Source organism: Sorangium sp. So ce381, assembly GCF_051473845.1.
In the GTDB taxonomy this organism is placed as follows: domain Bacteria; phylum Myxococcota_A; class Polyangia; order Polyangiales; family Polyangiaceae; genus Sorangium; species Sorangium atrum.
Genome location: NZ_CP150336.1, coordinates 8,840,905 through 8,859,343 on the forward strand (window position 1 = coordinate 8,840,905; position 18,439 = coordinate 8,859,343).

14 protein-coding genes are annotated in these 18,439 nt (G+C 67.4%); 11 read left to right on the forward strand and 3 right to left on the reverse strand.

Annotation, left to right across the window (positions count from 1 at the left end):
- Nucleotide 1 precedes the first annotated feature (1 nt).
- Nucleotides 2-1,561, reverse strand: a complete 1,560-nt coding sequence (locus tag WMF29_RS32965) for a hypothetical protein (RefSeq protein ID WP_437324087.1) — start codon at nt 1,559-1,561, stop codon at nt 2-4.
- A 799-nt stretch (nt 1,562-2,360) separates the two neighbouring features.
- Nucleotides 2,361-2,921, reverse strand: a complete 561-nt coding sequence (locus tag WMF29_RS32970; RefSeq protein WP_437324088.1) for an RNA polymerase sigma factor — start codon at nt 2,919-2,921, stop codon at nt 2,361-2,363.
- 989 nt (nt 2,922-3,910) lie between these two features.
- Between WMF29_RS32970 and WMF29_RS32975 the strand changes: the two genes are divergently transcribed.
- The 9 genes from WMF29_RS32975 (at nt 3,911) to WMF29_RS33015 (ending at nt 15,936) form a co-directional block, all read left to right on the forward strand.
- A complete protein-coding gene (locus tag WMF29_RS32975) occupies nt 3,911-4,444 on the forward strand; it encodes a hypothetical protein (RefSeq protein ID WP_437324089.1) in 534 nt (177 codons plus the stop codon).
- A 3-nt stretch (nt 4,445-4,447) separates the two neighbouring features.
- On the forward strand, nt 4,448-4,663 hold the full coding sequence (locus tag WMF29_RS32980) for a hypothetical protein (protein ID WP_437324090.1): 216 nt from the start codon (nt 4,448-4,450) through the stop codon (nt 4,661-4,663).
- Between the two features lie 52 nt (nt 4,664-4,715).
- The gene (locus WMF29_RS32985; protein ID WP_437324091.1) at nt 4,716-5,183 is read left to right on the forward strand and encodes a hypothetical protein; all 468 of its coding nucleotides are present in this window, start codon (nt 4,716-4,718) and stop codon (nt 5,181-5,183) included.
- A gap of 859 nt (nt 5,184-6,042) precedes the next feature.
- On the forward strand, nt 6,043-8,520 hold the full coding sequence (locus tag WMF29_RS32990) for a DUF2169 domain-containing protein (RefSeq protein ID WP_437324092.1): 2,478 nt from the start codon (nt 6,043-6,045) through the stop codon (nt 8,518-8,520).
- Between the two features lie 149 nt (nt 8,521-8,669).
- Complete coding sequence (locus WMF29_RS32995) at nt 8,670-11,069, forward strand: type VI secretion system Vgr family protein (RefSeq protein ID WP_437324093.1); 2,400 nt, start codon at nt 8,670-8,672, stop codon at nt 11,067-11,069.
- Nucleotides 11,070-11,113: 44 nt separating this feature from the next.
- A complete protein-coding gene (locus WMF29_RS33000) occupies nt 11,114-13,777 on the forward strand; it encodes a DUF2169 domain-containing protein (RefSeq protein ID WP_437324094.1) in 2,664 nt (887 codons plus the stop codon).
- Nucleotides 13,764-14,873 (forward strand): pentapeptide repeat-containing protein, encoded by a 1,110-nt coding sequence (locus tag WMF29_RS33005; RefSeq protein ID WP_437324095.1) that lies wholly within the window; start codon nt 13,764-13,766, stop codon nt 14,871-14,873. Before WMF29_RS33000 ends, WMF29_RS33005 begins: the two co-directional genes overlap by 14 nt.
- A gap of 10 nt (nt 14,874-14,883) precedes the next feature.
- Entirely contained in the window at nt 14,884-15,537 is a 654-nt protein-coding gene (locus tag WMF29_RS33010) for a DUF3540 domain-containing protein (RefSeq protein ID WP_437324096.1), read from the forward strand.
- A 9-nt stretch (nt 15,538-15,546) separates the two neighbouring features.
- A complete protein-coding gene (locus tag WMF29_RS33015; protein WP_272095087.1) occupies nt 15,547-15,936 on the forward strand; it encodes a DUF4150 domain-containing protein in 390 nt (129 codons plus the stop codon).
- A 102-nt stretch (nt 15,937-16,038) separates the two neighbouring features.
- On the opposite strand, the gene WMF29_RS33020 is transcribed toward WMF29_RS33015, so the two are convergent.
- Nucleotides 16,039-17,064: a MopE-related protein gene (locus WMF29_RS33020; RefSeq protein WP_437324097.1), complete on the reverse strand. Its 1,026-nt coding sequence runs from the start codon at nt 17,062-17,064 to the stop codon at nt 16,039-16,041.
- Between WMF29_RS33020 and WMF29_RS33025 the strand changes: the two genes are divergently transcribed.
- Together WMF29_RS33025 and WMF29_RS33030 are read left to right on the forward strand one after the other, a co-directional pair.
- Nucleotides 17,063-17,668: an outer membrane lipoprotein-sorting protein gene (locus tag WMF29_RS33025; protein WP_437331191.1), complete on the forward strand. Its 606-nt coding sequence runs from the start codon at nt 17,063-17,065 to the stop codon at nt 17,666-17,668. The two genes, WMF29_RS33020 and WMF29_RS33025, sit on opposite strands and share 2 nt — an antisense overlap.
- Before the next feature lie 342 nt (nt 17,669-18,010).
- Nucleotides 18,011-18,397 carry a response regulator gene (locus WMF29_RS33030; RefSeq protein ID WP_437324098.1) on the forward strand — a complete coding sequence of 129 codons (387 nt, stop codon included), beginning with the start codon at nt 18,011-18,013 and terminating at the stop codon, nt 18,395-18,397.
- Nucleotides 18,398-18,439 lie beyond the last annotated feature (42 nt).

Consider the following 18,439-nt stretch of genomic DNA (forward strand, 5'->3'; position numbering starts at 1 on the left):
GTTAGACAGCGTAAGGTCGGAGCGTTTCCAGCCATCTGTTAAGCGTGCTGGCTCGCCGCTCAATCGTGTCTCCGGTCAGTTCGCTGCGGTCGGCGAGAAACTTCGCGGCGCTGTTAGGCGGAACGTCGCTCAGACGGATTCCGTTGCTCCACTCGATCCAGGCTTGACCGCACTCTGACGCCTCGAACGCCCAGCAGGCGCGCCTGTACCGCTCTTCGCCGATGGCCACATGAACCAACCAGCCCGTTCGGGACAGTTCCTCGGTTGGCGTTAGTAGCCCAGCGATGCGCGCAGCGGCTCTGTAGTACTGAACCTGTCGACGCGTCGACACCCCAATGCTTTCTTCGGTGACTGCCTCATTTGAGGCGACGCAGTCGACCGCCATGAAGATCTTGTCCCAGTCGTTCGCTTGTGGGATTTGTCCAGTGGTGAGCTTAAGCGAGCCAAACGACGCGGGTGCCGAGGGCCCGGCAGCCTTGTCTGGATTCACGTCGATCGATGTAGGCGCGTGATCGTCCTCTACATGAGTCACGTGGATGCGCAGATTCCGCGACTGAAGCGACTTGGCCAGCGACTCTGCTGCGGTACTGGATAGAAGGCCGTGTTTTGCGTCGCGGAGCTGTGTCGAGATAGCTTCGCGCACCTTGTCATCTGCGTCGACTCGAAACGTTACTATCAACGAACCGCTCGCCACATCCAATGGAGCAAATGAAAATTGGCACTCGTCTCCGAGCGCGGAGCGCAAGACAGCGATCCACTGCTCGATTATGCCCCATGCCGAGCTTGACTTGTCGTCTTGCCCCCTAGCGTCCTCGACATGAACAACGTGGACATCGCGATCTGTCACGGTGGTCCACGCGAGCGCTCTGACTCGCGTTCGCAATTCTCGAAGCAGGTCGTCGCCTAGAGCGCGATCCAGCCTGGGCCACATCTCTTCGAGCGTGGCCATGAGATGACGCGCATCGTTTTCGTCGATCCTGCCGTGCTCTGGGGCATCATCGAGAACGACCTCGACGCGGCTTCTCAGCGCGTCCGCCAAGTCGGCATCATCCATCTTGCTGAGCGCGTTCTCTGCAAGCCCATGCAGGACGGCCACGTCGCTGGAAGAGACGGCAGACAGATGATATGCTCCAAGTCCGCCAAGAATGTTGACGGCTTCCTCAGCGACCAAGGGCTGAGAGTCGGTAAGCCCATTACGCAGGCACCACACCGTGGCGCGACTGATGAATTTGCCTAACGGGCTATCGACGTATGGAATTCGATGGGCGAGAGATAGCAGGTTCAGGGCTGTTGTTGGCTCAGCTGGCCACTGGCCTGCCAAAAGGAGAAACGCTGCTAGCAAATGCTCCGGCTTCACCTCGGGCTGCGCAATGTTCAGGGCAACGGCACCACATAGAGCGTCATCCCAGCCAGACTGTAACAGATCACTGATGACGACGTACGGCCACAGGCCCTTCGCGGTTTTGTCAGAGGCAAATTCTTCAACGGCAACATATGGAGCCGCTGTCCGAGCACGGATGCTGTCCCATGCTTCGACGGAAGCGCGCGGGCGGGCCGTCATACGAACGCGAGTCCTTTCCATACTTCTATGTCGACCCGAATGTCGGTTTTCTCGCCTGGGCGGCCGGCTGGGAAGCTTGGCCTCGTTGGGCCGACGCCCCCGGCCCGCTGTGCGTTGTCGATAAATCGACGCGCTTGCTTGAACGGGACGGCCCTTTTTTCCCTCGCTGACCGGGAAAGCCGCTGCTCGACGCTCGTCAGGTCTTCATGCCCTTTCTTTGCCGGGTATGGTTCCGGGCACCCCCAATCCTGCGAGCAGTTGCCGGTCGGGATGTCCGAGCCTTGCGCTTGATGCCGCCCTCGATGACTCACCGTACGGACGGTTACCAGCAACCGGAAAGGATTGCAAATCTGAAACATCGGAGACGTCTGGCATCCTTGATGCTATGCGTCGCATAGGGTGGCATGCCGACCGCTGTGGGGCAACGTGGCACGGCGCATGCTGTGCGGCAGGCGCAGCAACGACCTGGCACACGTCGCGAAGTAGTAGGCTAGAGCAGGTAATGAGCGACGCCTCTCCAGCCAGCTCGGCAGCGTGCTGCACCGGGCGGACTGAGTGCTGCCGACTGGCGCCCTGGATGTCACCACGCCCGCATCGTAGATGCCCCATGGTAGCATGGTTGACGTTGGCGCTCAGTCCGTGGCGCGTCATCGCAGCGATCTCGCGTTCGGCGCGGGCCTGGCCTCCATGTCGCGGTTCTATGGGCACACGCCGGGGTAGGCGTCGAAGATGCTCAGCTGCTCCACGACGTAGGTCAGGTCTTCCTCGGTCGGGACGCGCCGCTTCTCGGTGCGGTCGCCTACCGCCGCCACCTCTTGAGCCGCAGCGCCAGCGCCTCGCGGGCGATGCGCAAGCGGCTCGCCGCCGTGCTCGGGTTCATGCGACGGCGCTTGGCGTACTGGACGAGGCTCTCCGGGTCGTCCACGGAGAGCAGCGCATCCCGTTGCCACGGCGGCAGGCTGGCCATCGCGTCGAGGACTTCGCGCGCCTCGATCTGCGCGTGCATGTCGACGCCGACGGGCTCGCGCAGCAGCCCGAGCGGGCTCGGATGCAGCACGGCGCGGCGCACGTACGCGCTGTGGATGTAGTGCGAGGCGAGGCGCCACGCGATGCCGTGGAGCCACTTCCGGAGCGCGTCGCGCGGCTTGTCCCGCGGGTCGGGCCGGTACATCCCCCGGCGGACGGCGTTCCAGGCGTTGAGCAGCACCTCGGCCTCCACGTCGCGGCGGTCGCGTCGCGGGATGCCGGCGAGCGTCGCCAGGACGATGCCACGCTCCGCGAGGATCGCCTCCATCGTCGGCTTCTTCTTGGGATGTCGTGCGGCAGGCGGGCGTCCGGCCCCCTTCCGCGGCTTGCTCATGGGGCACTCCAGCGCGTGCCGCACGTCGGGCAGCGATGAACGGAGGCGAGCCCACCGAGGAGCTGCTCAACCGGGATGCCGGCCAGCCTCGCAGCGCGCACGGCGACGCCGTAGGAGGGGCGCCGCCCGCCGATGATGCTTTGTAGGTACCCCTCCCCCATGCCCAGCATCTCGGCTAGGCATCGGGTCGAGCCCGCCATGGATCGGAGGGAACGGAGCGCGGCGCGCAGGCGCTGCGCCTCCTCGCTCCCCATGGACAAGGTGGGACGTGGGCGGGCAGAGGGCGGATCTCCGCCTTGCCTTCCGCCTCCGCGGATAGGTACAACCTTCATGTCGGACCTCGTGCTTCGGGGTTCGGCCACGCAGCCCGGACGGTTGGCGCCGTCGCGGGCTGCACTACTTCCGGCCGAACTTAGCCGCTCTTGCGAGGCCCGGAGTCAAACTAGGGCACCACCGCAGGAGGGCGCCGAGGCCGCGCAGCAGGACTGCCGGGGTTGCGCAGGAGGGCGCCGAAGCCGCGGGCCCTGTACGAGCGGAGCCCTGGTAACACTTCTGACCGGGAGCTGCGGTGACACTTCCTTGAGCTACGGGCCCCTGCTCCGGGAGGACTGGAAACAGGGACCGGATCCTCGTCGACGCGACGCGCTCGCCGCGCTCTCTCGGACCGCCTGGATCTAACCACGAACCGCTCCCCGTGGTCGCGGTACACACGAGCCTCTCTTCTCACGATCCGGCGTGAGTTCGCGCAGGTCACCGCGCCATGGCGCGCGTTGATGGCGGCGGAGGTGGCAAGGCACTTTGACGTGCGGTGATCACGCCTGCTCTGCCTGACCGACTCGAGCGGGTCGAGGCGCGCCAGCGGGCGGCGCTCGAGCGGCGCGGCTGACCGGCAGACGGCCCCGGCTGCGGCCCGCCGATGTGACGCGCCCTGGCATGTCCCTCGCAGCGCAATTCCGCAAGCGACGGATCGCGTCGCGTGGAGGTGGCACATGCACACCAGGATCGGCCTGACCATGGCCGCGCTCGTCGGAGCGTCGGCCTGTGGCACAGCCGACGAGGCGACCGAGGCACTGGCGAACCCCGATGGTAGCGTCGAGGTGCCGCCGCGGAGCTTCCACGTGGAGCTGAGTCAGGACACGACGACGGAGAGCGCGATCCCGCAGATCGTCCAAGCCGGTCGGCACGAGTTCGCCGCGGCCTGCGCCGATCGCCCGGACGCGGCGCTCCGCATCCTCAACCCGTTCGACCCCGGCGACTTCGCTGACGTGCCCTGCGCCTCGATGGTCGGCGACGGCGAGAGCGGTGGCGCGCCGATGCAGGATGAGAGCGGCGAGCCGATCGGAGCGGCTCAGCAGCCGTGGAGCCCCATCGGCTTGGGGTGCAGCATCTTCATGTTCGGGGCCGGCATGGTCGCAACTTCCGCGGTGTGCCCCAGGGCAAGGGATCCGCGGGATGCGCAGCGCTGCTCCAACTACTCAGGTGCGGCGCTCGGCACCCTGGGAGTCCTCTGCAGCTTCATCTGAACCATGAGCAAAGAGCTGAGGACCATCGGCATCTTGACCTCCGGCGTGGCGATTGTCGCCGCGGCGTGGCTCGACGCGCCTGTTCCTGAGGGGACCTTCCCGCCCCTCGGCTGGCTCCGCGCCGGCCTACCCGTCTACCTGTACGTCTTCGGCCAGTGCTGGCTGGCCGAAGGTCGTGCCCGCGAGCGGCGCGCACGCGGGCTCAAGGACGAGAAGTAGGTGCGTAGGCCTCGGATCTCCCGGAGCACGACCCGCCGAGCTCGCGCGCGACGTGCTCGCCGTCCAGGAGGTCGTCGAGGCCGAACTGGACGCCGCAATCCGGCATCACACCCATCGAAATCCGGGCGAACGTGATGAACGCAACGGCTCAGACGCTGCGCTTCTTTCGTCATGGAAACCGGCGACGATCTCCATGACACTGTCGCTGCTCCCACTACGCGCTCGGCCGAGCAAGTCCAGGGCCGCAACGCCATCGCGCTCGCGGATGCGCCTCAACCCTGCTCCGGGCTGCTACTGTCCTCCCATGCCATCCACGCGTCGCCTTGCCGCTGAGATCGTCCGTATGGTGCCACCGCGCGACCGCGCGCTGCTGCTTCGGTTCGGCCTCGACCTGAACAATCCAAGGGACGCGGAGCTCTTCGTTGAGGGCGTCCGGGCCGCCGAGGACGCCATCGCGGCGCAGCAGCGTTGGGAGCGCGTAGCGCTCAGCTCCTCGAAACGCGCGCGATCGCGTCCCTGATCCGGGCGCGCGTGTTCGAGCGCCGCCGAGCACCGGAACGCTCACTGCGCAGCGTCGCGCGTCGGCTGGCATTGAGATCGAGCTTCCGGCGCGCTCGGCTCCGCTCTGCGCGCCAGTCGCGCTCGGTCCAGAGAGTACGCCGCTCTCGATTGAGCGGCCGTCAAACTCAGGAGGGCGGAGCGGAGGAGATGCGGAAGAAGCGCGCCGGAAGTCATCGTCCCCTCTCCGGTCACGCTCGCGGCGAAGGTCGACCACGCTGGCCGCAGCGTCGGCCTGGGGGGGAGGGCTAGCTCGCCGAGGCTCAGCTCAGCAAACGTCCTGAGCGCCCGGCGGTAGCGATTGCTAACGACGGAGCTCCTGTGACCGATTCGGACCGAGGTCTCGCCGTGGCCGTTCGCCAGGCTAACCGTGATGAACACCGAGCGCGTGTCGTTACGCGCTCCTGCTGCCACTCGCATAGAGGTCTGGGTGGCAGCTGCTGCCGCAAGCACACGAGCTCCAGCATGCGCAGCCGAAACCTGGGCACTCTCTGTGGGAATAGGTTCTTAGCGCGCGTAACCACGCTCCTGCGGCCCCGTAAGCACCAGCGTTGTGGCGTCAATGCCTCGCTTCACCCTCAAAGTCGGTGTCTGCCCCTCCGGAATCCGTTGAAGCTTCAGCTCGATACATACGAGCCGAAACGCTGTCGCGACGGGCCACCGCGTCGCCCCGAGCGGACGAGGCAATCAACGCGAGGCCACGCGCTCAATGAGATCGCGGACGATGGTCCGGTGGCATTTCGAGGGGTCGACGCACGTAGACCGAGCGAGCTTAATAAAAGCTAACCGGCACGATCAAGGAGAAGGACCGGCGCGAGGAGGTGCTGCGCCACTTCCTCACGAACACGACGCACGACGTGATGATCCCGCTGACCGTGCTTCGGGGACCCTTCGCGACGCTCCGGCAGCGCGCGGCCGCGGGCCGGCCCGTCGAGCGGTCCAGCCCGCGCGACGCTCGAACGCCCGAGCGCAGGCGTGCGTGCCTGGACGCTGCTGCTCGACCCGCCGACGCTGAGATGCGCCGTACGCCATGCGCCGTCGCTGCAGTCACACACAGATCGCCTAATTGCCGCGCACTCTTCACACAAGAGAGCGTACTGAAATGTGAGGCGATTCATGGTGCCGAGGCGAGCCATGGCCGGGTGCGGTTGTCGGAGAGCTCCATTATGAGCGCGCTCCCGCGCGGCGCCGTGACGCCGCTGAAAGGCGCCGCGGCCGCCGCGATCGCCTGGCGCACGCAGGGCCGGCACTACGTCACCGTCATCGCCAAGGCGAGCTTCGCCTTTGCGATCGATGCGGTGATGTGGCGGACCGATCCGCAGGAGATCCTCCCCGCCGAGGTCCACCATGGCAAAAACCCGGCGCGTAGCATCCGCTGGAGCGGGGACCTCGCGCCCTACCTCGGTCGCGCCGATGTGGTCTTCACCGGAGACGCGCACGCGCCGCGCGGCACCGAGGTCCAGTCCTTGCCGGTGCGGCTCGCGGTCTACAGCGCGGGCGGCTGGGTGCTCGACAAGCGCCTCCTCGTCCGCGACAAGGGCCCTTTCCGGCAGATACCCCTCGTGTACGAGAGGGCGGTTGGCGGCGCGAACGGATGGGAAAATCCGTTCGATGGCGAGCCGATGGACGGCCCGGCCAGCATCCTCGACCTCCAGGATCCAACACGCCCCGCTGGCTTCGCGCCGCTCGCGCGCACTTCGCCAATGCGCCGTCGGCTGCTCGGCAGCACGCCTCGCAAGGCGCTCGAGGGGCCGAACGCCGACATCCCCGCGGGCTTCGACTGGTCGTACTTCCAGGCGGCGCCCGCGGACCAGCGGATCCCATTCCTGCAAGGCGATGAGTGGATCGTGCTCGAGCACGTGAATCCGGCGGCTCCACGGCTTCAGATGCGCTTGCCCGGGGCGCGCGGGGTGGCGCGGATCCAGGGACTCGACGCCTCGGCCTCCGCCGCGGCAGACGGCGAGCTGCTCGAGCTCAACGCCGACACGCTTCGCATCGACGGCGTCGAGCAGCGCTGCACGGTCGTGTGGCGCCGGGTCTTCCCCGTCTCCGGTGAGGACGCCCTCGCGGCCGTGCGGATCGTGGCCGGCGTCGAGATCGAAGGCGAGGAGATCGCATGGCCCGACGTGCGCCTCGACGAGCAGGAGCGCATGCAGCCGGCGCATCCGCCTTCCCTCCGCCTGGGCTCTCAGGCGACCGCCCGGATTAAGGTCGCGCCCGACGGCGCGGGCGAGGCGTGGCTCGCCCCGGAGCTCCCGATCAGCCTCTCCGCCGAGGACGTCGAGTTCGTCGATTCTCCGCCTCCGTTGTCCGCCGCGTCCCTCTTTCAAACGCTCGCGCTCCCCCAGGAGCTTGACGAGCCGTCGATGCGCGCGCCGGCGCTCCCCTTCGGGCCCGCGGCCCCTGCGCCGGCGTCGCAGGGCGAGCCTGGGCCGGTCGCAGACCAGATCCCTGCCCTCTTCACCAGCACGACGCTCCTGTCGCGCGAGGACGAGGCGCGGGCCACCGATCAGCCCGCGACGCCGTTTCCTGCCGCGCCGCCGCTTCCGCCGCGCGTCGCGCCCGAGCTGCCGATCCCTGGCGCGCCCTGGTCCGGCGAGCCCGCTGCGCGGGCGCATTCCGCGTCCGTGGAGCCCGCGACCTCCGCGACCTCCGCGCCGACGGCGACGGCGGCGGCGCCCGCGTGCTTCGAGGCTCCCCTCGACACCACCACCACCGCGGTCCCGGGGCTCGTCTCGGAAGCGTTCGAGCAGCCGGCCGCATCTCACTTTTTTCACGAGCTCCGACGCGACCGCGACGCGGTCCCGGAGCCGCTCCCGCCGCTCGGCGAGGGCGCCGAGGTCAGCCTCGAACGGTGCGCGATCGTCGCGGCGGAGCTCGCGGAGCGGCCGGTCCCCCGGGCCGACGTGCTCCGCGCGCACGGCCTCTCCGATGAGCGCTGGGAGCAGGCCGAGATGCGATGGCAAGAGGCGATGGCAGAGGAAGCCCGACGCCGCGAGCGACCGCTCCGCGATCGGTTCGATGCAGCCTATCTCGCCGCCTGGGAGTCCATCCGCGGCGTCTTGCATCCGACCGATTACGCGCGGCTGGTCGTCGCGACGGAGCGCGACGGTGCGGCCGCGGCGCTCGACTCGCTCGCCATTCGACGCACCGTGTGGGCGCAAATGAAGCGGCTCTGGGCCAGGCGGCTCGCGGGCGATCCGCGCCTGAGAGCGCACGTCGAGGCCGAGATCGCGACGCTGCGCGGAGCGCCGCGGCAGCCCGCGGAAAGCAACGCCCCCGCGGCGCAGGCCGGCTGATGCGATACGATGTCAGATGTGCGGATCGCACGATGACGACGCGCCGTCGTGACATGCAATCATCGCTTTGCTTTCCAGGAATCGCTTCTATAGTCGACGTCCTTCCGTCGCCAGGAGCCGACGCGCACCGATAACGGGGAGTTACAACCATGCAAGATGCGTTCACCGTCAGCGCCAGCGCGCTCCCCGCCGCCACGCGGGTCATTGGCTTTCGAGGGACAGAGGGGCTGTCGAAACCGTACGTCTTCGAGATCTATCTCGTGATGACGAACTACGTGGGCCAGGATCTCGACCTCGCCGACGTCGTGGGCACGAAGGCGACGCTCCGCCTCTCCCCGTCGGACGGCGGGGCTCCCTTCCTCGTGAACGGCATCTTCGCGACGGTGGAGCTCATCCACGCGTTTGGCGAGCGCACCGTCTTCCGCGCCGTGCTCGTGCCGCAGCTCTGGAAGCTCACCATCTCCCTGCATAGCCGGGTCTTCACCGACCAGACGGTGCCCGACATCATCAAGACGGTGCTCTCGGGCGCCGGGGTCTCGGAGTACGAGCTCAGGCTGATCGGCAGCTACAAGCCGCAGGAGCACGTGTGCCAGTACCGCGAGAGCGACTTCGACTTCATCTCGCGGTGGATGGAGCGCGAGGGGCTCTATTATTACTTCGAGCAAGGGGACGGCGGGGAGACGCTCATCATCACCGACGACAAGGGCGTCCACGGCCCGCTCGGCCAGAAGGCGGTCCGGTACGTCCCGCAGTTCGGCGAGCACAGGGCCAAGGGAGAGCTGCTCTGGACCTTCACGTGCCGGCACACGTCGATGCCGTCCAGGGTCCGCGTGAGCGACTACGATTACAACAATCCCGCGATCGAGATCTCCGGCAGGGCGCCCGTCGCGGCGAACGGGCTCGGCGAGATCAGCGTCCACGGCGCGCGCTTCTTCACGCCGGCCGAGGGCAGCCGCCTCGCGGCCGTGAAGGCGCAGGAGCTGCTCGCGGGCCAGGTCGTCTACCACGGCACCGGGGCGGCGTTCACCATGCGCCCCGGGTACACGTTCGAGCTCGAAGAGCATCCGAGGCCGGCGCTCAACGCGGTTTATCTGGCCACCGAGGTCGAGCACTGGGGCAACCAGACGGGCTGGGCGCCCGAGCTGATGCAGATCATCGGGCTCACCTGGGACGATGTGTATCGGATGGAGGTCAAGGCCATCTCGTCGACCGTCCAGTACCGGGCGCCGCAGCGGACGCCGTGGCCTCGTATCTACGGGACCGAGCACGCCCTCGTCGACGGCCCGGCGGACAGCGAGTACGCCCAGCTCGACCAGCACGGTCGCTACGCGGTCAAGCTGAGCTTCGACGAGAGCGACCTCCAAGGCGGCAAGGCCTCGACCTGGGTGCGCATGCTCCAGCCGCACGGCGGCGGCACCGAGGGGTTCCATTTCCCCCTTCGCAAGGGCACCGAGGTGATGTGCACCTTCCTCGGCGGGGATCCGGACCGCCCCGTCATCGCCGGCGTCGCCCCCAACGCGCTCACGCCGAGCCCCGTCACCTCGGCCAACAGGACGAGGAACGTCATCCAGACCGGGGGCAGGAACCGCATCGAGCTCGAGGACCAGGCGGGCTCGCAGCGCATCACCGTCAGCACGCCGACCGAGAACACGATGCTGCGCATGGGCGCGCCCAACGATAACCACAATTTCATCTCCAGGACGGACGGCACCGCCCTGATCAAGACGGGCAAGTCGCTCGAGATCCAGACGGGCACCTGGAGGAAAGACAACGTCGACGATCAGATGGAGACCGAGGTCGGCGGTTACCTGAAAGAGACCGTCACCGGCGCCGTCACCCTCGAGTACAAGGACATAAAGACCGAGACCGTCACGAAGGCCGTCACGGAGATCTACAAGGACACGAAGAGCGAGACGGTCACCAAGCCCGTCACGGAAAAATATCTGGACACGCAGACCACCACGGTCACCAACCTGCGCAAGTCCGAGCACGGCACCGAGGAGACGACCGTCCACGGGAAGGTCACGGAGAGGTACGAGGGCCATCACGAGACGAAGGTGACGACGGGCGGCCGGTACGAGGAGATCACCGGCCCCCAGCACCAGAAGTTCAACGACGGCTGGAAGGTCGAGATCCCGGGCGGCAACGTCGAGCACATCGCGACGGGTGACTACGTCATCCAGGCAGAGCACTTCAGAGCGAAGGGCAAATCCGACTACCGCGAAATTCAGGGCGTCAGGATTCAAAACACCTTCGGCGGCCTGATCAACCTCACCTACGGCTTCGGCACCCTGAACGTCGTCGCCCCCCAAAGGACGGAGCTGGTCGTGGGATTGAAGGTGGATGTCATCGCGGGGCTCAAGGCGGAGGTCATCCTGGGCTGGAACTACAAGAATTCAAAAGGCAAGACCGACGTTACCTTGCTCGACATGAAGAACTCGGCCGTCAAGATCGGCACCTCAGGGATAACGCTCAGCAGGACTGCCGCCGCCAAGGTGACCTCGACGGGGGCTCACGTCTGGCAATCCTTTATTCACATGTTCCACTAGCCGCGGCGCCCAGCAGAAGACCGCGGGAGCCTGCAGCGAACCTCATGAAGACCATCAAGCCGAACCGGCTGGGGCTGCTCACCAAGGTGTTCGAGAACGACGGCGAGCCGTACCTCGTCGTCACGCTCCTCGTCTTCTTCCCGTTCGAGGCGCCGAGGCACCTGCTCCACGAGCAGAGCCTCTGGAGGTTCGCCGGCACGGAGCTCGGGAGCGACGCCATCCTCGACGAGTGCATGCCGAAGCTCCGGGGAGAGCTGCTCGTGAACGGCCGCTGCTTCACCGCGGGCGCCGTGTCGCGCGCCGCGTGCTCGGTGCGGGTCCAGCTCGGGGCGATCGACAAGACGCTTTACGTCGTCGGAGACCGCCGCTTCGGGCTCCTGGGGATGACCGATCCGGAGCCGTTCACCGAGATGCCGATCACATGGCAGAACGCCTTCGGCGGCGAGGGCTACGCGCCGAACCCGATCGGCAAAGGCTTCGCGCCGGTGCGCGGCGACAACGGCTCGGTGCATCCGTTGCCCAACATCGAGGATCCGCGACGCCTCGTCCGGTCGCCCGGCGACCGGCCCCCGCCCGCCGGGTTCGGAGGTTACGATCCGACCTGGCCACAGCGCTTCTCCAAGGTCGGGACGTACGATGAAGCGTGGCTCAAGGAGCGCTTCCCCGAGCTCGCCAGGGACCTCGACTGGAGCTTCTTCAACACCACGCCGCCGGACCAGCAGATCGAGGGGTATTTCCGGGGCGACGAGGCGTTCGTCATCGAGAACATGCACCCCGGGAAGCCCCGTATCGAAGGAGCGCTGCCGGGGGTGGCGGCGCGGTGCTTCATCAACCAGAAGACCGGCGAGGGAGAGTCCTTCCGGGAGATCGCGACCCGCCTCGACACGGTCCGGCTCTTCCCCCACCACGAGCGCGGGATCCTCGTCTATCGCGGGGTGCTCAAGATCCGTGAAGACGACGCGGCCGACGTGCTCCACATCGTCGCGGGCTGCGAGGCGATGGGCGAACCCAGGCCGGTCGAGCATTACCGAACCGTCATGGCCCAGCGGCTGGACAAGGAGAAAGGGCACCTCTTCCTCCTGCGTGACGCGGATCTGATGCCGCCTCCGCAGCCGGACGCGGGGCCGCTGCCGGACGACCCTCAGGCCGAGATGACGAGGCTGCTCCGATCGGAAGGGCTCTTGCAGAAGCGCGCCCGCGCGAAGGCGGAGCGGCAGCTCGAGGAGATCAAGGCGAAGATCCGGGCGCAGGGCCTCGATCCGGAGCCGCTCGTCGCCCCGCTGCCGCCGGACGACGACGTGGTCGAGCCCAGCCTGGACGAGCTGCCGGCGTACGTCGAGCGGGCGATGACCGAGGCCGAGAAGGTCAAGGCGGACGCGGAGGCGCGCCGCGCGGCCGAGGAGCAGAGGGCGCGCGGCGAGTGCGCGAAGCACGGGTTCGATTACGACGCGATCATGGGCGAACGGCAGAAGGAAGCCGGCGGCCCGCCCCGGTTCTCGGCCAAGAAGGAGCTCGAGCGGCTCGAGGACGTCGCCCAGATGGCGCGGAACGGCGGAGTCGAGTGGCCGGAGCTCGAGGCGCAGCTCGGTGATCCGGAGCTCGCGGCGCGCCTCTTCGAGGTCGAGGAGCAGATGCGCTCTGCCTACCGGAAGCTCGCTCACCACTACCCGGCGGCCTCCCGGCTGGGCGGCGAGGAGGCCGCTCGCGTGCGGGAAGAGGTGATTGCCGGGCACCGTACCGGGGAGAGCTTTGTGGGGCGCGATCTCACGGGCGCCGATCTCTCGCACCTCGACCTGTCGGGCATCGATCTCGAGGGCGCGCTGCTCGAGGCCGCGGTCCTCACGGGCACCCGGCTGTGCGGCGCGAACCTCGCCGGCGCGGTCCTGGCAAAGGCCAATCTCCTCGGCGCAGATCTCACCGGGGCGAACCTTGCCGGCGCGAACCTCGGCGGAGCGAACCTTTGCGACGTGAAGATGCGCGGCGGGCTCGACCTCACCGGCGCCGTGCTGGCCAAGGCCAACCTGTCGGGCGCCGACCTGACCGGCGCGCGCCTGTCGGACGCGGACCTGTCTGAGGCGACCTTCGACGGGGCTGACTTCAGCCGCGTGACCGCGCGCAACCTCGTCCTCATCAACGCCGACCTCTCCGGCGCCCAGCTCTCCAGTGCAGACCTCGAGAAGTGCACCTTCATCGAGGTCAACGTGGAGGGCGTCGACTTTCGCGGCGCGAACCTCCGTGCGTCGGTGTTCATCACCGGCAAGGGCGACGGCGCCGTCTTTCGCGGCGCCAGGCTCGACAACATCCGCCTCATCGCAGGCTCGTCGTTCACCGGCGCCGACTTCCGCGGCGCTTCGCTCGAGCAGGCCAATCTTCGGGGCACCTGCCTCCGAGGGAGCGACTTCACGGAGGCCAACCTGCGGAGCTCCGATCTCAGCGAGTGCGACCTCACGGGCGCTCGCCTGGATCGCGCCGTCGCGGTGGGCGCCATGCTCATGCGGACAGACCTCTCGGGCGCCTCGCTGTCCGGAATCGATCTGATGGAGGCCGTGCTGCAGAAGGCGAAGGTCGACGACGCGAGCTTCGAGGGGGCCAACCTGTTCCGCGTCGACGCCGCGAAGATGCGCGGAAACGCCGCGACGAGCCTGAAGGGGGCCAATGTGAAGTACGTGCGCTTCATCGCGCCGCCGGAGAACCATGGACAGAAATGATCTGGTCGAGCTGGTCCAGGGCGGCGAGATCATCTCCCACGTCGACCTCTCGGGCGTCGACCTCTCGGGCGCCGACCTCTCCGGCGCGATCTTCGAGAAGGTGAGCTTTGCCGGCGCGGACCTCTCTGGCGCTCGGCTGAAGGAGTCGACCGCCACCGGCTGCAGCTTCATCGGCGCGCGCCTGTCGGGCGCCAACCTGCACCTTGCGGCGATTGTGGACTGTGACCTCACGGGGGCGAAGCTGGACGGCGCCTCCCTGATCGCAGCGCAGCTCACCGGCGGCGATCTCTCCTCGATCGATCTGAGCGGAGCAGACCTGACCCTCGCGAGCGTGATCGACACGAGCCTCTCGGGCGCCCGGCTCGCGCGCGCCAACCTGGACCGCGCCGCCATCCTGGACGTGCGGACCGAGCGGATCGACCTCTCGGGCGCCGTGCTGAAGCAGACGGCGCTCGTGCGCGCCGATCTCTCGACCGCGACCCTCGGCGGCGCCGTCCTGGAGCTCGTCGTGCTCGTGGAGGGGAAGCTCGCGGGCCAGGACCTGCGCGGGATGACGTTCACGATGACGCAGTTCACGGGCGCCGATCTCAGCGGCTGCGACTTCTCCGGCGCGACGCTGACGCAGTGCGGTTTCAAGGACGCGAACCTCTCCGGCGCCAAGCTCGACGGCGCGCTCGCGGGCCGGGCGCTCTTCGTGAATGCCAACCTCACCGGCGCGAGCCTCGCCGGGGCCGTGCTCAAGGAGTCTGTCTTCGTGGGCGCTCGCCTCATCGAGGCCAACCTCGCTGGCGCTAACCTGGAGATGTGCATCCTGACCCGGGCCGCGTGCGCGGGCGCGCGCTGGAGCGGCGCCAACCTGACGTACGCGGACCTCTCCCACGCCGACGTCTCGGCCGGCGACTTCTCGAGGGCGACCCTGTTTCGAGCGCGCCTCCATCGGATCAAGGACGCAGGGGCCGTGTGGTCCAACCGGACGGCCGCCCTCGGCGACGACGCGGATCTCGCCGAGGCGGAGCAGTGGCAATCACGGGTGTTGAGCAGCAGCCGGGGGAGCTCGGAGCCTCCGGCCGTGGGTGTCGAGACGTCTACGCGTTGACGAGGGAATCATGCGCAATCTGGCGAGAAAGCAGGAGCCGAGGGCTCTGGTCACTCAGGAGTTCGGCACCGTGGTGCGCGCCGACGGCGCGGCGCTCGTCGTGGAGACCGACGCCGGCGAATTCAGGGCGAAGCGCGCCAAGGGGTGCCTCCTCGAGCCCGAGGCGGGCGACCTCGTGCTCCTTGCCGTGGCGACCGACGGCCGTTGCTACGTGCTCTCCGTGCTGGAGCGGGAGGACGGCGCGCCCGGGAGCATCGTCGCCGACGGCGACCTGAACATCAAGCTGCCTGCCGGTCGCCTCGGCGTCGCCGCGCAGGACGGCATCGGCCTGGTCTCGGCCAAGGAGGTGGCGGTGGTCTCGGCGGGCCTCTCGGTGAACGCCGTCGACGGGAACGTCGCGCTACAAAGCCTCTCGTTCGTCGGGACGCTCCTTCGCGCGGAGATCAGCAAGGCCAAGGTCCTCGCCGGGAGCCTCGATTCCGTGCTGGAGCGGCTCTCGCAGCGGGTGAAGCGCTCCTACCGCACCGTCGAGGAGAGCGAGCAGCTCCGGGCCGAGCGGGTCGATTACGTCGCGAAGAAGACGATGAGCCTGCGCGGCGAGAACACGCTGGTGACCGCGCAGGAGCTCGTCAAGATCGACGGCGAGCAGATCCACCTGGGTTGAGGAGGCATCATGTTCGCGAACACGCAGATGGGCGGGATGAACCTGGGGTTTCCGGACGTGTGCCTCACCCCGCCGGTGCCTGCCCCGATCCCCTATCCGAACATGTCCTTTGGCCCGGTGAGCGCGCCAGCGGCGTACAACGTGCTGTTCATGTGCGCGCCCGCGCATAACCTGCTGACGACGCAGCTCATCTCCGTCGGCGATCAGCCCGGCGTCGCCCTGGGGGTCGCGTCCGGCTCGGTCATGGGGCCTTCCCGCCACATCACCGCCGCGTTCACCTGCCTCGTCGGCGGCATGCCGGCCACCCGGCTGACCAGCATGAGCCTGCAGAACTCCACGAACTGCCCCGGAATGCGGATCGTGCCGAGCCAGGTCAAGGTGCTCATCCTGTCCCCCTGAGGATCTCGGCCGCCTGGAGCCGGTCGTGCGAACTACGGCTACGGATGCGACACCACGATGACGACATGCCTCTTACCGCGAGCGGACTCGGAGCGATCGATCTCAATCGGCGCAGCAGAGCACGCCGCCGCCCGCCGCTCCAGGCTTGATGACGTGATTGGACTCGTTGTAGCCGTCGTCCCCACAGTCCCAGGGCCCTTTGAGGGCTTCGCAGAGATCGCCCGACGTGCGGTCGAGAACGCCGCAGCTGGCTGGCCTTCTGCCGACGGAGCCGCACCCGAAGAGATCGTTCGCCGTGACTCTTGAGGTGGCACAATCTCGGGCGCAGCTCCCTCCGGTGCACACATCCGGATCCTTGTTGTCCCCCAGGGTGCAATACGCACAGCCGGTGCTCCCCTGGCGCGTCGCGAAGAACAGCCCGGGCTCGGCCGCCGCGCCGTCGCAGCCGGTAGGCGAATGGCGAGCGACGTCATCCGCGCCTTCGCAGACATGAAAGCCCTTCGCGCACAGGTCGCTGGCGCTGCAGCCGAGGCCCTCGGGGTTTTGGCCGGTGTTTCCGCCGCCGAACCCACATTGGGGTAATGGATCGATCAAGACGCCCGGTACGGTGAAGCCGCCTGCGCACCCGGCGATCAAAGGATAAATGTCCTCCTCGATGAATGCCTCGCGCGTGCCGTCGCTGCAGCCGTTGTTCGCTGGCACGCAGCCCTCGTCGATCTTGCCGTCACAGTTGTTGTCGACTTCATCGCCGCACACCTCGGGCACCGGCCGACTATCGGGGATACAAGCGAGCGCGCCCTCCACACAAAAAACCCTGCCGTTCGCGCAAGGGCCCGTCTGCCCCGTGAGGCAAGTGTCGCCGGAGGTGGGGGCATCTTCGTCGATCTGACCGTCGCAGTCGTCGTCGAGGCCGTTGCAGAGTTCCTCGGAGCAGGGCACGCCGACGCCGGCGCCGCTGGATGAGGCGGAGGACGCCGACGACGCTGACGCTGACGACGCGCCCCCCTCGCCCGGAGTATCGAGCTCCAGTAGGCTGGTGCGCGCGCCGCAGGCGACAAGCGCAAAGGTGGGGACGAGGGCGAGCGTCTGAAGGAAGGGCGCGCGCATGGTGGTGATGCTCCGTTGCATGGTAGACACGACGCGCGCTGCGGCGCAAAGAATATTGCGTTTTGCTCGGTCATTTACGCGAGAGCGTCCGGATCGACACCCCCGCCTCGCCGAGTTCACCGCTCCCGCGGACCTCAAAGGCACCAAGGTCCTCATCCTCTCCCCTTCCGAGATGTACGTCTATCTGCCGTCGTTCGGCAAAGTCCGCCGCATCGCCAGCCACACCAGCGATCAGAGCGCCTTCGGCATGGCCTTCAGCCAGGAAGACCTGGCCACTCAGAAGTACGGCAGCTACACGCCGGCCGTCAGCTCCTCCAGCGGCAAGGAGGTCAAGCTCACGCTCACCCCCAAGAACGGCCAGACGACCTCCTACGCCAAGATCGAGATGACGATCACGAAGGACAAGAACGTCCCCAGCGAGCTCAAATATTACAACACCGAGGGCAAGCTGGTGAAGACCGAGACCCGCACCGGCTACTCCTGCGACAGCGACGTCTGCACCCCCGGCGCTCTCAAGATGGTGGACCACACAAAGAACCTCAGCACCACGCTCACGCGCAAGAAGGTGAAGGTGAACGAGTCCATCAACGACGACACCTTCTCCAAGCGCAACCTGGAGAAGTGAGCGACACGGCTGCCGAAAGCCACCGTCTCCCCCGCCCGCCTCTCCGCTTCAAGGGACTCATTCCCGGGCATTGAAGCCCCTGAAAGTCGGTGCGCAGGAGGGCGCCGAGGCCGCACAGGAGGTCGGCCGGTTCCCCGATAGAGCCATGAAACGCTCTTATAAAAGCGATCGGCCCGGTTCATCGGCTCCCAGCCAGTCCGGCGCAGCGAGAGGGCTTCTGAGAACATTTGGTGCTATCCAAGGTCCAACACACCGAGCGGCGATCGTTCGCCTCGCTCCTCACCCGGCGCCCCGGCGTCGCCGCTCCCGATCGATGGATCGTTGTCTCGAATGAGGCAGGATATGGCCGATTTGTTGCTCGTCGACGATAGCCACGACATCAACGAAGCCATGGAAATGCTGTTGACCGCCGAAGGGCATCGGGTGCGGATTGCCACGGACGGCAAGGCGGGGCTGCGCGCGCTGGAGGAGCGATTTCCGGATCTGATCGTCCTCGACGTGGAAATGCCGGATCTCGACGGTCCGGGGATGGCGCGTCGGATGCTCATCGAGAACAGCGGTCGAGAGAAGATTCCGATTGTCTTCGTCTCCGGGGTCGAGGGTCTCCACAAGATCGCGATGCGTATCGGCACGCCTTACATGCTCTGCAAGCCCTGCGATCCAGACAAGCTCCTCTCGGTGCTCGCTCGCGCCCTCGAGGAGCGGATCGCACCGCGCCCACCGAAGTGACATAGCCGGGCGCGTATGGCTGCTTGCGACGCCCGACCGGCG

What these genes read in the sequence shown, in the direction of transcription:
- WMF29_RS32965 (WP_437324087.1), bottom strand. Translation starts at nt 1,561, where the DNA reads ATGACGGCCCGCCCGCGCGCTTCCGTCGAAGCATGGGACAGCATCCGT.
- WMF29_RS32970 (WP_437324088.1), bottom strand. Translation starts at nt 2,921, where the DNA reads ATGAGCAAGCCGCGGAAGGGGGCCGGACGCCCGCCTGCCGCACGACAT.
- WMF29_RS32975 (WP_437324089.1), top strand. Translation starts at nt 3,911, where the DNA reads ATGCACACCAGGATCGGCCTGACCATGGCCGCGCTCGTCGGAGCGTCG.
- WMF29_RS32980 (WP_437324090.1), top strand. Translation starts at nt 4,448, where the DNA reads ATGAGCAAAGAGCTGAGGACCATCGGCATCTTGACCTCCGGCGTGGCG.
- WMF29_RS32995 (WP_437324093.1), top strand. Translation starts at nt 8,670, where the DNA reads ATGCAAGATGCGTTCACCGTCAGCGCCAGCGCGCTCCCCGCCGCCACG.
- WMF29_RS33000 (WP_437324094.1), top strand. Translation starts at nt 11,114, where the DNA reads ATGAAGACCATCAAGCCGAACCGGCTGGGGCTGCTCACCAAGGTGTTC.
- WMF29_RS33005 (WP_437324095.1), top strand. Translation starts at nt 13,764, where the DNA reads ATGGACAGAAATGATCTGGTCGAGCTGGTCCAGGGCGGCGAGATCATC.
- WMF29_RS33010 (WP_437324096.1), top strand. Translation starts at nt 14,884, where the DNA reads ATGCGCAATCTGGCGAGAAAGCAGGAGCCGAGGGCTCTGGTCACTCAG.
- WMF29_RS33015 (WP_272095087.1), top strand. Translation starts at nt 15,547, where the DNA reads ATGTTCGCGAACACGCAGATGGGCGGGATGAACCTGGGGTTTCCGGAC.
- WMF29_RS33025 (WP_437331191.1), top strand. Translation starts at nt 17,063, where the DNA reads ATGGTAGACACGACGCGCGCTGCGGCGCAAAGAATATTGCGTTTTGCT.
- WMF29_RS33020 (WP_437324097.1), bottom strand. Translation starts at nt 17,064, where the DNA reads ATGCAACGGAGCATCACCACCATGCGCGCGCCCTTCCTTCAGACGCTC.
- WMF29_RS33030 (WP_437324098.1), top strand. Translation starts at nt 18,011, where the DNA reads ATGGCCGATTTGTTGCTCGTCGACGATAGCCACGACATCAACGAAGCC.